This is a genomic window from Pseudomonas sp. TWP3-1 (assembly GCF_049896625.1).
GTDB lineage: Bacteria > Pseudomonadota > Gammaproteobacteria > Pseudomonadales > Pseudomonadaceae > Aquipseudomonas.
Window position 1 is genome coordinate 1 of record NZ_JAFCUQ010000008.1, and the last position, 14,991, is coordinate 14,991.

Sequence of the window (14,991 nt, forward strand, 5' to 3'; positions counted from 1 at the left end):
GGAGGCAATTACGATCTACAACCAAGAGCGACCGCACCTGTCTCTGAAATACAAAACGCCCGATGCGGTGCATCGGGCGTTAGAGTGAAAAAGGTGTAAACCTATTTCAGGACTAGACACTGTAGAACAGCGCCATGGTCTGTTCATAAACGAAACACAAAAAAAATCCCCGTATCTTTCGATACGAGGATTTTTAATATGGTCGGGGTAAGGGGATTCGAACTCCTGACATCCTGCTCCCAAAGCAGGCGCGCTACCGGACTGCGCTATACCCCGGTAAAAAAAAGGCGACCTTTCGATCGCCTTCTTCGATCAGCGCTTTTGGCGTCTGATCTTAAGATTCGATCCCAGCGTTAACTGGTTTCAAAAATGGTGGGTCGTGTGGGATTCGAACCTACGACCAATTGGTTAAAAGCCAACTGCTCTACCAACTGAGCTAACGACCCAAAAATGGTCGGGGTAAGGGGATTCGAACTCCTGACATCCTGCTCCCAAAGCAGGCGCGCTACCGGACTGCGCTATACCCCGGTTTGAAATTGGCTCCGTGACCAGGACTCGAACCTGGGACCCAATGATTAACAGTCATTTGCTCTACCGACTGAGCTATCACGGAACTACATATTTCAATTTACAACGGTGAAACTTGCAGCTTCTCGACACCGCTTTCGCATCGCTGCGTTAGTGTGTCTGAGGCGCGCTATTCTACAACCTAGAACACCTCTGTCAACCCCCTAAATCGCTTTCAAGTTAATGATTTGCAACTTATTTCAGATTCCTGCTCGGTGAGCTGAAACCCTTGTGGGTGACTGACTGCGGGGCGCACTTTACAAGCCTTTTCCTTAGAGTTCAACAGCCTGGCGAAAAAAAGGCCTCGCAATGCGAGGCCTTGATTACATCGACAGCATAAAGCGTCAGTCGAAGGTGATCTCGTCGTTGCTCACAACGCCGGTAGCGGTCTCGCCCGGCATGAAACGACCCGACAGGATCAGTTGCGCCAACGGGTTCTCGATCCAGCGTTGAATCGCGCGTTTCAACGGCCGTGCGCCATACACTGGGTCGTAACCGACGGCGATCAGCTTGTCCATCGCCTCCGGGCTCAGCTCCAGCTTCAGCTCACGCTCGGCCAGACGACTGCGCAGACGCCCCAACTGGATCTCGGTAATGCCCGCGATCTGATCCCGCGCCAGCGGCTCGAAGATCACTACTTCGTCAACCCGGTTGATGAATTCCGGGCGGAAGTGCGTGGTCAGTGCGTCCATTACCGCCGCACGTTGCGCTTCCCGATCCCCCACCAGTTCCTGGATCTGCACCGAACCCAGGTTCGAGGTCATGACGATCACGGTATTGCGGAAGTCCACGGTACGGCCGTGGCTGTCAGTCAGGCGGCCATCCTCCAGCACTTGCAGCAAGATGTTGAACACATCCGGATGCGCCTTCTCGACTTCATCCAGCAGGATCACCGAGTAAGGCTTGCGGCGTACCGCTTCGGTCAGGTAACCGCCTTCTTCATAGCCAACGTATCCCGGTGGCGCACCGATCAAGCGAGCCACGGAATGTTTCTCCATGAACTCGGACATATCGATCCGCACCATCGCCTCTTCGGTATCAAAGAGGAATTCGGCCAGCGCCTTGCACAGCTCGGTTTTACCGACACCGGTCGGGCCGAGGAACATGAACGAGCCGCTCGGGCGATTCGGGTCGGACAACCCGGCGCGCGAACGCCGCACCGCATTGGAAACGGCGACGACCGCTTCTTCCTGACCGATCACGCGCTTGTGCAACAAGCTTTCCATCTTCATCAGCTTGTCGCGCTCACCTTCGAGCATTTTCGATACCGGAATGCCGGTCCACTTCGAAACGACTTCAGCGATTTCCTCTTCGGTCACCTTGCTGCGCAGTAACTGGTTTTCGCTTTCGCCGTGCTGATCGACCATTTGCAGGCTGCGCTCCAGATCCGGGATCACCCCGTACTGCAACTCGGCCATGCGGTTCAGGTCGCCTTTACGCCGAGCCGCTTCCAGCTCCTGACGCGACTGTTCGATCTTCTGCTGAATCTGCGCAGAACCCTGCACCTCGGCTTTCTCCGAGTTCCAGATCTCTTCCAGATCGGAGTACTCGCGCTCAAGCCGGACGATTTCTTCCTGGAGTTTTTCCAGACGTTTCATCGCCGCTTCGTCGCTTTCTTTCTTCAGCGCCTGGGATTCCACCTTCAACTGAATCAGACGTCGTTCCAGACGATCGAGCACTTCCGGCTTGGAGTCGATCTCCATGCGGATGCGGCTGGCGGCTTCGTCGATGAGGTCGATGGCCTTGTCCGGCAGCTGCCGATCAGTGATATAGCGATGGCTGAGCTTGGCTGCCGCTATGATCGCGCCGTCGGTGATAGCCACCTTGTGGTGAACCTCGTAACGCTCTTTGAGGCCACGCAGGATCGCGATGGTGTCTTCTTCACTAGGTTCTTCCACCAGTACTTTCTGGAAACGCCGCTCGAGGGCCGCGTCCTTCTCTATATATTGGCGGTACTCGTTGAGCGTGGTCGCGCCGACGCAGTGCAGCTCGCCGCGCGCCAGTGCCGGTTTAAGCATGTTGCCGGCATCCATCGAGCCTTCGCCTTTACCGGCGCCGACCATGGTGTGCAGCTCGTCGATGAACAGAATGATCTGCCCTTCCTGCTTCGACAGCTCGTTGAGCAAGGATTTCAGGCGCTCTTCGAACTCGCCGCGATACTTGGCACCGGCAATCAGCGCGCCCATATCAAGCGACAGCAGACGCTTGCCCTTGAGGCCATCCGGCACTTCGCCGTTGATGATGCGCTGGGCCAGACCTTCGGCAATCGCGGTTTTACCCACGCCAGGCTCACCGATCAGCACCGGGTTGTTTTTGGTGCGGCGTTGCAGAACCTGAATCGTGCGGCGGATTTCGTCGTCACGGCCGATTACCGGATCAAGCTTGCCCTCTTCGGCGCGCTTGGTCAGGTCGACAGTGTATTTATCCAACGCCTGACGCGACTCTTCGTGGTTGGCGTCATTCACCGCCTCGCCACCGCGCAGATTGTTGATGGCGTTTTCCAGAGCTTTCTTGCTCACGCCTTGGCCGAGCAGCAACTTGCCGAGCTTGCTGTTCTCGTCCATCGCCGCCAGCAACACCAGCTCGCTGGAAATGAACTGGTCGCCCTTCTGCTGCGCCAGACGGTCAGCCTGGTTAAGCAGGCGCGCCAGATCCTGCGACATGTTCACATCGCCAGTCGGGTTCTGGATTTTCGGTAATTGGTCGAGCTCTTTGGTCAGCTCTTTGCGCAGGCTGTTGACGTCGAAGCCCACCTGCATCAGCAGGGGTTTGATCGAACCACCCTGCTGTTCGAGCATCGCCTGCATCAAATGTGCTGGCTCAATGCCCGGATGATCATGACCGACCGCCAAAGACTGGGCGTCGGACAAGGCTAACTGCAATTTACTGGTTAAACGGTCTATACGCATGGGTCACCTTCCTTTTGAGCAGGCCGGACCTAAGAAACCATCCTGAATAAAGAAACCTGCCAGATACCACTGTAGATGCGGTCGATTCTGCAAGATTCAAGCGTCGGAGAGTTGATGCAAGTCAGACAAGCTTAGCGGGTGAGCCAAACCAGAGAGGCAAATCGACCGGTGCTCGAAGCACGGCGATAGGAAAAGAAGCGCGGATCGCTGACGGTGCAGAATCCGCCGCCATAAACTGCCGTGACACCGCGAACTGCCAGACGCAGACGCGCCAGCGTATAGATGTCGGCCATGAACTTGCCGGCGTTATGACTCGGGACAAAGGCCGTCGCCGCTTCAGGCAATTGATTGACGAAGACTTCCCGGACTTCCGCGCCGACTTCAAAGGCTTGCGGGCCGATCGCCGGACCGAGCCAGACGAGGATTTCTTCAGGAGCAACATCCAGGGTGTCGAGCGTGGCTTCCAGCACACCAGCCGCCAGACCGCGCCAACCGGCATGCGCGGCGGCAACGCGAGTGCCGGCACGGTTGCAGAACAATGCCGGCAGACAATCCGCCGTCATCGCCGTGCAGGCAATGCCGGGCGTATCCGTCCAACTGGCATCAGCGGTCGCAACCACACCCGGATCGGCATGGGCCACGGCAATTCCGTGGACCTGCTGCAACCAGGCAGGCTTGATCGATAAGTGCTCAGTCAGGCGTCGACGGTTTTCAGCGACAGCTTCGGGATTGTCCCCGACGTGATCGCCAAGATTGAGGCTGTCGAACGGCGCCAGACTGACGCCGCCCTCGCGGGTGGTGACACAGGCTTTGACGCTGGCCGGCGCGGGCCAGTCCGGCGTCAGCCAGTTCATCCGATGAACGCCTCGCGATCCTGCTTGAGCAGGGTCAACAGCCAGACCAGATCTTCCGGCAATGGCGATTCCCAGCTCATGCGCTTACCGGTGGTCGGATGATCCAGCTCCAGGAAACGCGCGTGCAGTGCCTGACGCGGGAATGCCTTGAGGGTTTCGACCATGTTCACGTTCGCGGCTGGCGGAATGCGGAAGCGACCGCCGTACGCCGGATCGCCGACCAACGGGAAGTTGATGTGCGCCATGTGTACGCGAATCTGGTGCGTACGACCGGTTTCCAGCTTGACCCGCACGTGAGTGTGGGAACGGAAACGCTCCAGCACGCGGTAGTGGCTGACGGCAGGCTTGCCGCCTTCCATCACCGCCATGCGCTGGCGCTGCTGGCCGTGACGACCGATCGGGGCATTGATCTTGCCACCGGCAGTGACCACGCCGATCACGATGCACTCGTAGATCCGGCTGACGCTGCGACTTTGCAACTGGGTGACCAGTTGGGTCTGCGCCTGAATGGTCTTGGCCACCACCATCAGACCGGTGGTGTCCTTGTCCAGACGATGCACGATACCGGCGCGCGGAACATTGATGATGTCCGGCACGTGGTGCAGCAAGGCGTTGAGCAAGGTGCCATCGGCGTGACCGGCAGCCGGGTGCACCACCAGGCCCGCAGGCTTGTTGATCACCAGAATGTCGTCATCTTCGTAAACGATGTCGAGTTCGATGTCTTGAGCGATCCATTCGCCCTGAGCTTCCTGCTCGGCAGTCAACTCAAGAATGGCGCCACCGTGAACGATGTCTCGCGGGCGGATAACCGCCCCATCCACAGTCAGGCGGCCGTCTTTGATCCAGGCGGAAAGGCGCGAGCGCGAGTGCTCAGCGAAGAGTTGGGCGGCGACTTGATCGAGGCGTTGGCCGCCCAAATCGGACGGCACCTCTGCGCGAAGTTCAATTTTATCGGACATGCTCTGACTGTGCGTCGGCACAGCTTTTGGTTTCGGCTGCGCGCTTGTGGTTAAATACGGCGTCTTTTGCCCCGAGGCTTTTCAACGGGGCGCTCATCATAACAGGACGGCCCCGCCCAAGACAGCGGCCGTCATAGGGACGCAAGCCGCCATGCAAGTGAAACACCTGCTGCTGATCGCCATCCTCGCATTGACCGCTGCTTGCTCATCGAAGGAAGTCGTAGACGAAAACCTGAGTGAAGCCGAGCTGTACCAGCAGGCTCAGCAGGACCTGGACAACAATAGCTACACCAGTGCCACAGCCAAGCTGAAGGCCCTGGAGTCGCGTTATCCGTTCGGTCGCTACGCTGACCAGGCACAACTCGAGCTGATCTACGCCAACTACAAGAACGCCGAGCCGGAAGCTGCCAAGTCCGCCGCCGAGCGCTTCATTCGTTTGCACCCACAGCATCCGAACGTGGATTACGCGTATTACCTCAAGGGTCTGACCTCGTTCGACCAGGACGTCGGCCTGTTGGCGCGTTTCCTGCCGCTGGACATGACCAAGCGTGACCCGGGCGCTGCCCGCGACTCTTACAACGAGTTCGCCCAGTTGACCAGCCGCTACCCGAACAGCCGCTACGCGCCGGACGCCAAGCAGCGCATGATTTATCTGCGCAACCTGCTGGCGGCCTACGAAATCCACGTGGCCGACTACTACCTGACCCGTCAGGCCTATGTAGCCGCTGCCAACCGTGGTCGTTACGTGGTTGAAAACTTCCAGGAAACCCCATCGGTCGGTGACGGTCTGGCGGTGATGACCGAGGCTTACCAGCGTCTGCACCTCGACGAACTGGCTGCCACCAGTCTGGAAACCCTGAAGCTCAACTACCCGAATCACCGCACCCTGCAAGACGGTCAGTTCGTGCCAACGGTCGCCGAAGCCGACAACCGTTCGTTCCTGAGCAAGGCGACTCTGGGCCTGATCGAATCGCGTCCACCGCTGCCGCCGGGCGAAACCCGCGCCAACCAGGACGTGCAGAAGCAGTACCAGGACGCGAAAGACGCGATTCCGAACGATCTCAAGCCGAAAGACGAGAACGGCGACGTGATCGAAGAGCCTGAGCCGGAATCGAGCGACACAGACCGCTCGATCTTCAGCTACATGACCTTTGGTCTGTTCGACTGATTACATCGGCGGTACGAAAAAGGGAGATCTGCGGATCTCCCTTTTTTATTGCCGCGATTTAATCCGCTGTGCGCCCGCCAAGACCTTGGCTAAACTGCCGATTCATCCGTCGAAAAGCCGCCCATCATGCTTCGTTTACTGTTCTGGATCGCCCTGATTGCCGCCGCGCTGTGGCTGTGGCGCAAATTCAAAGCGCCTGCCGCGTCCGCACAATCGCCGCGTGAGCAAGACGCCGCGCCCATGGTGCGCTGCGCCCACTGCGGCGTGCACCTGCCGCGTGACCGCGCGCTGAACCTGCAACAACAGTGGTATTGCAGCCAGGCTCACCTTGAGCAAGGCCCGGGTGCCAGTGATCGCTGAGGCCGCCAACGCCGACAGCAAACAGGCTCAGCGACTGCTGCGCCTCTATCACCTTTACCGTTTAAGTATCGGCATCACGTTAGTGCTGCTGATTTCCAGCAACATGGACAACCGCCTGCTGACCTCCGCCAACGACGAGTTGCTGCGCAATGGCAGCTGGTTGTATCTGGTGCTGAATATTCTGCTGGTGGTGTTCCTCGAAAACATCCGCCGACCGACGCAGCTATTCGCCCTCGCACTGGTCGACGTGCTGTTGCTGTGCGGTCTGTTCTATGCCGCTGGCGGTGTGGCCAGCGCCATCGGCAATCTGCTGATTGTCTCGGTGGCGATCAGCAATACCTTGCTGCGGCGGCGCATCGGCCTGCTGATTGCGGCGATTGGCGCCATCGGCATTGTCGTCCTGAGCTTTCTGCTGAGTTTCAGTCATCCGCTGAGCGCCAACGATTATCTGCAAGCGGGCACCCTCGGTGCGCTGTGTTTCGCTGCGTCACTGCTGGTGCAGGGTTTGATCCGCCGACTTGAAGTCAGTGAAACCCTGGCCGAGCAACGCGCCAGCGAAGTGGTCGGCCTCGAAGCACTCAACGCGCTGATCCTGCAACGCATGCGCACCGGGATTCTGGTGCTCGACGAGCAACGTCGGGTGCAACTGGCCAACCACAGTGCGAAAACCCTGATCGGCCAGCCTCATCTAGAAGGCTTGTTGATCGACGATTATTCGAGCGCGCTGGTCGAACGCCTGCAACTGTGGCTGAACAATCCAAGCCTGCGCCCGCAAAGCCTGAAGATGGCTGGCAACGGTCTGGAGCTGCAACCGAACTTCATCGCGCTAAAACACAGCCCGAACCGGCAGACGCTGGTTTTCCTCGAAGATCTGGCGCAAATCGCCCAACAAGCGCAGCAATTGAAGCTCGCCGCACTTGGGCGACTGACCGCCGGTATCGCCCACGAAATCCGTAATCCGCTGGGCGCCATCAGTCACGCCGCGCAGTTGCTGCAGGAATCCGAGGAACTCGATGGCGCGGATCGGCATCTGACGCAGATTATTCAAGACCACTCCCAGCGCATGAATCGAGTCATCGAAAACGTCCTGCAACTGTCCCGCCGCCAGCACAGCGCCCCGCAACGCCTTGATCTCAAGCCGTGGCTGGAGCAGTTCGTCGCTGAAAGTCGCGAGCAAGCCAGCGAACGCCAGCAGATTCATCTGCGCATCGATGCGGGAGACTTCGGCACGCTGATGGACCCCAACCAATTGACGCAAATTCTCGACAATCTGTTACGCAACGGCTGGCGCCACAGCGCTCTGTTGCACGATCCCGCCGAGGTCTGGCTGGCACTGTTCATCGACCCCGACAGCCAGCTGGCAGTGCTCGAAGTGCAGGACAACGGCCCCGGCGTGCCACCTGATCAGCAGGCCCATCTGTTCGAACCGTTTTTCACCACAAGTCATCAAGGCACCGGCCTTGGGCTTTATCTGTCCCGTGAGCTGTGCGAAAGCAATCAAGCGCGCCTAGACTTCAAACCACGCCAAGGCGGCGGCTGCTTTCGCATCACCTTTGCTCACGGACGGAAACAAAGTTGAATACGAGCTCACGGCAAAAAATTCTCATCGTTGATGACGAACCGGATATCCGCGAACTCCTGGAAATCACCCTGGGACGGATGAAACTCGATACTTACAGCGCACGTAATCTCAGCGAGGCCCAGGCTTTATTGCATCGCGAGACGTTCGAGCTGTGCCTGACCGACATGCGCCTGCCGGACGGCACCGGCCTGGATCTGGTGCAGCACATCCAGCAACGTTATCCACAACTGCCGGTGGCGATGATCACCGCCTACGGCAGCCTGGAAACCGCGATCAACGCGCTGAAGGCCGGCGCCTTCGACTTCCTCACCAAACCGGTGGATCTGACCCGGCTGCGCGAACTGGTCAGCACTGCCCTGCGCATGCCGGCAGCCGGCGGTGTGTGCACGTCCATCGAGCGGCGATTGCTTGGCGATTCGCTGCCGATGCGCAACTTGCGCAAACAGATCGACAAACTCGCCCGCAGTCAGGCGCCGGTGTATATCAGCGGCGAATCCGGCAGCGGCAAGGAACTGGTCGCACGGCTGATTCACGAACAAGGGCCACGCGCCAGCCAGCCGTTTGTGCCGGTGAACTGCGGGGCGATTCCCTCAGAATTGATGGAGAGCGAGTTCTTCGGCCACCGCAAAGGCAGTTTCACCGGCGCCATGGAGGACAAGCCAGGGCTGTTTCAGACAGCGCATGGCGGCACGTTGTTTCTCGATGAGGTGGCGGATTTGCCGCTGTCGATGCAGGTCAAATTGCTGCGGGCGATTCAGGAAAAAGCCGTACGCAGCGTCGGCGGCCAGCAGGAAAGCGTGGTCGATGTGCGCATTCTCTGCGCCACACACAAGGATCTCGACGCCGAGGTTGCGGCCGAGCGCTTTCGTCAGGATCTGTATTACCGCTTGAATGTGATCGAACTGCGCGTGCCATCCCTGCGCGAACGTCGCGATGACATCGAAACCCTCGCCAGCCACGTGCTCAAGCGCTTGGCCAATGGCAGCGGGCAACCCGCGGCGCGCCTGCATCCGCAAGCCTTGGAGGCGCTGAAGAATTACCGCTTCCCGGGCAATGTGCGTGAACTGGAGAACGTACTGGAGCGGGCGCACACCCTGTGTGAGCAGCGCACGATCGAGGCGCAGGATCTGCGTCTGAGCGAGGGCAATTGTGCGGCCGAGGGTGGTATTGCTGATCTGACGCAGATCGACAATCTCGAGGATTATCTTGAGAACGTGGAGCGCAAACTGATTTTGCAGGCGCTGGAGGAGACTCGGTGGAACCGGACGGCGGCGGCGCAGCGGTTGAATCTGTCGTTTCGCTCGATGCGCTATCGACTGAAAAAACTCGGTCTGGATTGAGGGCCTCATCGCGGGTAAGCCCGCTCCCACAGGGATCTATGGCGTTATACAAATCCCTGTGGGAGCGGGCTTGCCCGCGATGGCGATCTAACAGATGCGTAGAAATTTGAAATTAAATACGGCCCTCAGGTGCATACGGCGCAGGATCAATGATCGGCTTGCGCCCAAGCATCACATCGGCAAACAACTGACACGACGCCGGCGCCAGCACCAGCCCATTACGGTAATGCCCGCAGTTCAGCCATAAGCCATCGAACCCCGGTACCCGGCCGATGTATGGAATTCCTTCCGGTGAACCCGGACGCAACCCGGCCCAATGCCCCACCACTTCAGCCTCGGCCAGCGCCGGCAGCAACTCCACCGCCGACGCCTTCAGACTTTCCAGCGCCACATCGGTCGGGGTCTTGTCGAAGCCTTCATGCTCCAGCGTACTGCCGATCAGAATGTGCCCATCGCGGCGCGGGATCGCATAACGCCCCTTGGCCAGCACCATGCTCGGCAGAAAGTCCGCCGCACACTTGTAGAGAATCATCTGGCCTTTGACCGGCTCTACCGGCAGCGCCAGGTCCAGCGTCTTGAGCAAATCGCCGCTCCACGCACCGGCAGTCAGCACCACCTGATCACCGGCAATCACGCCGTGGGAAGTCTGCACGCCAACTACCTGATCGCCCTCACGAACGAATCCGCTGACTTCGCATTGCTCGTGAATCGTGACGTTGGGCAGCGCCAGCAAGGCTGCTTTCAAGGATTTGACCAGGCGCGGATTGCGCACATTAGCCACATCAGCCATGTAGATCGCCCGCGAGAATCCACTGCCAAGCACCGGCACCGCATCGTGCGCCGCCGAGATATCCACAGCCCGCAGCGGACGGTTTTCCCGCGCGGCCCAGGCCAGCGCTTCGGCTTCGTCGTCCAGATCCAGCCAGTACAGACCGGTGACGTGCACTTCAGGATCGACGCCGGTCGCCGCGAGCAAACGCTCACCGAGCTGTGGATAAAAATCCTGTGACCAATGTGCCAGCGCCGTCACCGCCGGGCTGTAGCGCCACGGATACAGCGGCGAAACGATGCCACCACCGGCCCAGGACGACTCCTGACCGAGATTCGAACGATCCAGCAGCACCACGCTGCGCACTTCGGAGGCGAGGTTATACGCGGTGAGCAGGCCAATCACGCCGCCACCGACAATCACCACTTGCTGTTGCCTGGTCATGTTTGATCCAACCGTAAAAAAGACGTGGGCGCAAAAGGCGCCCGAAGAAAAGCGGCTCAGCGGCCCCAGCAATCCTTGGTGGTCAGCCCGGTTGTTGCGTTGTTCATGCTTCTGACGCCGGTATTGGTCAGCGTGAAATCTCCGCACTTGTCGGTGGCCATCGCCGTGCCGGTCTTGCGCGCTGCAGTCAGCAGGAAGGTCTGGTCAGTGATGGTCGGCGTGATGGTGTAGAAATCGTTGCCGGTGCTCAGCCCGGTGATACCGGTGTAGATATTGTTCTTCGAGTAGAAGCGCTCGAGGATCTGCGATTGTTCCGAGAGCAGCGATACCACTTCAGCGCGACGGCCCTTTTTCACGTATTCGGTCAAACTCGGTGCGGCAATGGTAATGACGATCCCGATGATCGCAATCACGATCATGATTTCGATCAGGGTGAATCCGCGGTTGGATCTGCGCATGCCTCAACTCTCACTTACTGTATTTGTCGCCACATTATGCGACGGCTGCCGCCGCCGCCCTTTTCCACCAGAGTGGTAATACCGCCACTGGAGTCGGTCCCGATCTTGCCCCTCCCGGCGTTGACGATGGCGTTCAAGGTCGGGATGCCGCCAGTGAATATCACACCGCTGGAAATCGTGTCGCTGCTGTTGACCACGCCATCGGCGTTGGTATCGAGCACCGCGTAGTTGAGCATCTTACCGCTGAACGCATCGAGTTCGACCAGTTTGCCTGTCCCGAAACTCGCGCAGGGATCGGTGGTGTCGACACTGGCCGTGGTAAACACGATGCGCCCGAGGACGATGCTGGCCTGATTGATCACCCGCTCACCCGTGAGCACGTTGTTATACACCAGCGGCAGATACCAGCCCTTCTCCGCCGGATAAGTCGTGTCATTCTGAGTCGTGGTCAGAAATTGTCCCGAACTGCCGGAGAATGAACCGGTAATTGCCTGCGGCTGCAGACTGCTGACCGTCAACTGCCCAGAGCCACCGTCGGCATCCCACACCGAATAGAACGCCTGCAAATCCTTGTTAGTCTTGTCGGCGCTCTCGTTGAATTTTCCGGTGCCGAAAAATATCTGTTTGCCGCCGAGGGCATTGTCCGCGAGCAATGGCTGTGCCGTGATCGGCTGCGTCGCCCCGCCCGCCGTGGTGAATAACGGCTTGCCGGAAAACGCCACGCCCCAGCTGTCACTCGACGTGGCGCTCAGATCAAACTTCCACAAGCGCCCTTTCAAGTCGCCGCCATAGGCAGCCTGCACTACATTCTGCGAGTTGACCTTGAGCTTCACTGACGACAGGCCATTAGTGGTTTCCGTGCTGTCGATCACGATCTTCCTGATCAGCGAACCATCGCGCACATCCAGTACATACAGCGCCGCGACCCCGGAGTTGCTGCCGTAACCATTGGAGATGAAGGCAGCCCAACGACCATCGGCCAAGCGTGCCACTTCCGGGCGCGCGTAGGCATAACCCAGATCATTGAAAACGTTCGCCGTGCTGGCAGTGGCCGGCGCGCTGACTTCCCACAATGCCTTGATCACATTGCCCGCCGAGGCATCGAACAGTTGCAACCCGTAGAAGGTCTTTCCGCCAGCGCCGGTACCGCCAATGGCCAGGGTTCTCCAGGCCGTGCCGAACTGCGCGTCGAACACCCCGAGCTGACCATCCACCAGAAACTTGTGGCTGACACCGTTGACGTAATTGGTGTCGGCGATCAGTCGTAACGACGGCAACACACTTGATGGCATGTACGCAAAACGTCGGGTGCCATTGGCCGAGTTGATCACGCTGACAAAACCGTCGTTGGCATTCACTAGCAGATTGGCGTTCATGTTGGCCGCCTTGGTGGTCAGGTAACTGCTGTAAGTCGTGTCCCCGGACAGATCAGAGGCGGTTTTGTCAGTGGGCGAAGCCAGTACCAGCGGTGAATTGATGATGTCGCCGAGCAACACGCTGCGCACTTTGAGGCCGGCCTTGTTGACGCCTTTGCTCCACTCCACCAGATCAATGCCGCTGATGCCGGTGGGCAGGCCCTGACTGAGCGTGGTTTGCTGAGCCGCAGAAAAGTTACCGTAGGCCAGCGTTACCGCTGCGTTGTTCAAGGTATTCCAGGATTGGTAAATCGGTGCCGTGGCGGACGGCACGATGGTGCTGTCGGTCGTCCACTGCGCAACAGACGTATTAACCGCCCCGGCCGAGGTGAAACCGAACGACTTGATGGTGCCGCGCCAATCTTTGGGGTCATAGGTGGTTTGATAAAAACTGCTGCTACTGGTCAGCGTGGTACCGCTGGTCACACCCGCACCGCCGGAGCCAGCCTTGGAGGTGATGTCGCTTAACGCCGAAGACAGCGCGGCATTCAGGCCGGTACTGTCAGTCGCCTGGTAATACTTGCCTCGCCCGTAATCGGCGGCGTCCGAAAGCATGTCGTTGGAGGCGGTAAAGCCAACGGTGTAGGTGTTCATGTTCTGTTTAGGAAAGTCCACCGCGTTCCAGCTCTTGCCGGCCGCGTCGGTACCGGTTGAGCGCATGTCGATGTCGAAGGCGAATTTGGCGATGTCGTCCAGATACAGGGTGTCACCCTCCCCGTCGCCATTGAGATTGTCGCCGTCATTGTTGACGCCGTCCCAGTTCGGCAAGCGCGTGCCGCCCAAAGGATCATTGGTGGGAAATGTCCGGTCAAAGGTCGGCAATCCGTCGGTGATGACCACACCATAGTTTTTTTGGCAGCGGTACTGAATCGGGCTGGTGTAGGTCGCCGGCGTGCTGTTGTAGTACGGCGCCATCCCGCGCATGTAACGGGTGACTTCGTAATAGGCTTCCGCCAGCGGCGTGTTGGCCACGCCGTTCAGGCCGTTGATCGACGAGATCAGCGCGTTGTAGTTGCTGTCGGCCTGGGCTTGCGTGACGTTGCCACTCACCGGCGCCAGATCGCTGATCGCCCGGGCGATAAATCCACCGTTGCCCGAGTTGTTGCTGGTGGCAGGGTTGAAAGTCGCCAGCCCCATGCGCAGCGTGCGGTTGCTGGTGACCAATGCGCTGGACACATTGCGTGCGACGTTGATCCGGTAGTCGTTGGGAATCGCACCGGAGGTGAAATCGCGGGTACCGTTGCTGATGGCCAGTCCGACCAGATATGAGATGTAATCGGCCGAATAACGGGTGTCCTCGCCACCCACTGGATCCGGTAACTTCAGGCACAACGGTGCGACGCTGTTGTTGTAAAAAGCGTACGCCCCGCCGGAGCAGCCAGAGGTCGGCAAACTCGACAAGAACACGGTATCGCCGGTAATCGCCGGGGCATTCAGCGCGGAGCACAACCCGAGGAATGCATTGCATTGCCGGGCCGGCGTGCGATTGATGGTCGGGTCAAATCCTGCGGCATAAATGATGCTGTTCATGCTCCCAGAGTCGTCGATCAGCAACATTACGTTCGGCGGCACTGCTGCTGCGCTCAGCAGTGGCGACTCAGACGGTGTGAAGGCGTACGCCGGGGCAGTCAGATACAGGATAAGCAGCATGCCGGTCAACAGCGACCGCCAGATCGAACCGCGCTCAATACTTCGCATAGACACTCTCCACCACGCTGCGCGAACTGCCGGCCAGGCCGACCGCGGTGACCCGGTACAACGTCGCCGAGGTGTTGCTCGGAACGTTGACCGCCGTCAGGGTGATGCCGATATTTTGCACGCCGTAAAAGCCGCTGCCAGCAGCGATCCAGGTCACCCCAGAAGTTGAGTTGAGCCCCGCTGCCGCGACCACCGACGACTCTGCCGGCGGTGCGCATTGCGTGGTGCTGGCGCAAACCGGCAGCGTGTAGGTGTCGAGTTGCACCGCGCTTTCACCAATACGCAACGCCGCTTCTGCAGTCTGGAACGACTGATTGCGCAGACTCACGCTGCCAGCCATTTTTTCCTGGAGGTTGGCGCTTTGCATCGATGACAGGCCAATCAGCGTAAGAACCAACAGAAACACCAGACTGATCAGCAGCACCATGCCGCGCTGAGCCTGACGCGGGTGAAGGGTAGTCCTCATCG

11 protein-coding genes and 4 tRNA genes are annotated in these 14,991 nt (G+C 59.1%); 4 read left to right on the forward strand and 11 right to left on the reverse strand.

What is annotated here, in order from left to right:
- Positions 1 to 199 precede the first annotated feature (199 nt).
- From ACP7BN_RS12745 to rluD, 7 genes are all read right to left on the reverse strand, one after another.
- A tRNA-Pro gene (locus ACP7BN_RS12745) sits at positions 200 to 276 on the reverse strand.
- A 94-nt stretch (positions 277 to 370) separates the two neighbouring features.
- Positions 371 to 446 (reverse strand) — tRNA-Lys (locus ACP7BN_RS12750).
- 5 nt (positions 447 to 451) lie between these two features.
- Positions 452 to 528, reverse strand: a tRNA-Pro gene (locus ACP7BN_RS12755).
- Between the two features lie 9 nt (positions 529 to 537).
- Positions 538 to 613 (reverse strand) — tRNA-Asn (locus ACP7BN_RS12760).
- A gap of 298 nt (positions 614 to 911) precedes the next feature.
- Complete coding sequence (clpB, locus tag ACP7BN_RS12765; protein WP_426204529.1) at positions 912 to 3,476, reverse strand: ATP-dependent chaperone ClpB; 2,565 nt, start codon at positions 3,474 to 3,476, stop codon at positions 912 to 914.
- Positions 3,477 to 3,607: 131 nt separating this feature from the next.
- Positions 3,608 to 4,330, reverse strand: coding sequence for a peptidoglycan editing factor PgeF (gene pgeF / locus ACP7BN_RS12770; RefSeq protein ID WP_426204531.1), 723 nt, complete (start codon positions 4,328 to 4,330; stop codon positions 3,608 to 3,610).
- Entirely contained in the window at positions 4,327 to 5,289 is a 963-nt protein-coding gene (gene rluD / locus ACP7BN_RS12775; protein WP_420648429.1) for a 23S rRNA pseudouridine(1911/1915/1917) synthase RluD, read from the reverse strand. The genes pgeF and rluD overlap by 4 nt, the downstream gene beginning before the upstream one ends.
- 151 nt (positions 5,290 to 5,440) lie before the next feature.
- Here rluD and ACP7BN_RS12780 point away from each other — a divergent pair, with 151 nt between their 5' ends.
- The 4 genes from ACP7BN_RS12780 (at position 5,441) to ACP7BN_RS12795 (ending at position 9,739) form a co-directional block, all read left to right on the forward strand.
- The gene (locus ACP7BN_RS12780) at positions 5,441 to 6,457 is read left to right on the forward strand and encodes an outer membrane protein assembly factor BamD (protein ID WP_420648430.1); all 1,017 of its coding nucleotides are present in this window, start codon (positions 5,441 to 5,443) and stop codon (positions 6,455 to 6,457) included.
- Positions 6,458 to 6,583: 126 nt separating this feature from the next.
- Positions 6,584 to 6,817 carry a PP0621 family protein gene (locus ACP7BN_RS12785; RefSeq protein WP_420648431.1) on the forward strand — a complete coding sequence of 78 codons (234 nt, stop codon included), beginning with the start codon at positions 6,584 to 6,586 and terminating at the stop codon, positions 6,815 to 6,817.
- Positions 6,807 to 8,396 carry a sensor histidine kinase gene (locus ACP7BN_RS12790; RefSeq protein WP_426204802.1) on the forward strand — a complete coding sequence of 530 codons (1,590 nt, stop codon included), beginning with the start codon at positions 6,807 to 6,809 and terminating at the stop codon, positions 8,394 to 8,396. The genes ACP7BN_RS12785 and ACP7BN_RS12790 overlap by 11 nt, the downstream gene beginning before the upstream one ends.
- Positions 8,393 to 9,739, forward strand: a complete 1,347-nt coding sequence (locus ACP7BN_RS12795; protein WP_426204534.1) for a sigma-54-dependent transcriptional regulator — start codon at positions 8,393 to 8,395, stop codon at positions 9,737 to 9,739. The genes ACP7BN_RS12790 and ACP7BN_RS12795 overlap by 4 nt, the downstream gene beginning before the upstream one ends.
- A gap of 112 nt (positions 9,740 to 9,851) precedes the next feature.
- Here the strand turns inward: ACP7BN_RS12795 and thiO are convergent, their stop codons facing one another.
- From thiO to ACP7BN_RS12815, 4 genes are read right to left on the reverse strand one after another with little or no spacing between them, the layout of a single operon-like run.
- Complete coding sequence (gene thiO / locus ACP7BN_RS12800; RefSeq protein WP_426204536.1) at positions 9,852 to 10,952, reverse strand: glycine oxidase ThiO; 1,101 nt, start codon at positions 10,950 to 10,952, stop codon at positions 9,852 to 9,854.
- Between the two features lie 56 nt (positions 10,953 to 11,008).
- Positions 11,009 to 11,410 carry a type IV pilin protein gene (locus tag ACP7BN_RS12805; protein ID WP_426204538.1) on the reverse strand — a complete coding sequence of 134 codons (402 nt, stop codon included), beginning with the start codon at positions 11,408 to 11,410 and terminating at the stop codon, positions 11,009 to 11,011.
- Positions 11,411 to 11,424: 14 nt separating this feature from the next.
- A complete protein-coding gene (locus tag ACP7BN_RS12810) occupies positions 11,425 to 14,523 on the reverse strand; it encodes a pilus assembly protein (RefSeq protein ID WP_426204540.1) in 3,099 nt (1,032 codons plus the stop codon).
- Entirely contained in the window at positions 14,510 to 14,989 is a 480-nt protein-coding gene (locus ACP7BN_RS12815) for a pilus assembly PilX family protein (protein ID WP_426204542.1), read from the reverse strand. The genes ACP7BN_RS12810 and ACP7BN_RS12815 overlap by 14 nt, the downstream gene beginning before the upstream one ends.
- Positions 14,990 to 14,991 lie beyond the last annotated feature (2 nt).

Bases quoted from the DNA above. Each gene is read 5' to 3' on its own strand.
- clpB (WP_426204529.1), bottom strand. From the start codon at position 3,476: ATGCGTATAGACCGTTTAACCAGTAAATTGCAGTTAGCCTTGTCCGAC.
- ACP7BN_RS12785 (WP_420648431.1), top strand. From the start codon at position 6,584: ATGCTTCGTTTACTGTTCTGGATCGCCCTGATTGCCGCCGCGCTGTGG.
- ACP7BN_RS12805 (WP_426204538.1), bottom strand. From the start codon at position 11,410: ATGCGCAGATCCAACCGCGGATTCACCCTGATCGAAATCATGATCGTG.
- thiO (WP_426204536.1), bottom strand. From the start codon at position 10,952: ATGACCAGGCAACAGCAAGTGGTGATTGTCGGTGGCGGCGTGATTGGC.
- ACP7BN_RS12815 (WP_426204542.1), bottom strand. From the start codon at position 14,989: ATGAGGACTACCCTTCACCCGCGTCAGGCTCAGCGCGGCATGGTGCTG.
- ACP7BN_RS12810 (WP_426204540.1), bottom strand. From the start codon at position 14,523: ATGCGAAGTATTGAGCGCGGTTCGATCTGGCGGTCGCTGTTGACCGGC.
- ACP7BN_RS12780 (WP_420648430.1), top strand. From the start codon at position 5,441: ATGCAAGTGAAACACCTGCTGCTGATCGCCATCCTCGCATTGACCGCT.
- rluD (WP_420648429.1), bottom strand. From the start codon at position 5,289: ATGTCCGATAAAATTGAACTTCGCGCAGAGGTGCCGTCCGATTTGGGC.
- pgeF (WP_426204531.1), bottom strand. From the start codon at position 4,330: ATGAACTGGCTGACGCCGGACTGGCCCGCGCCGGCCAGCGTCAAAGCC.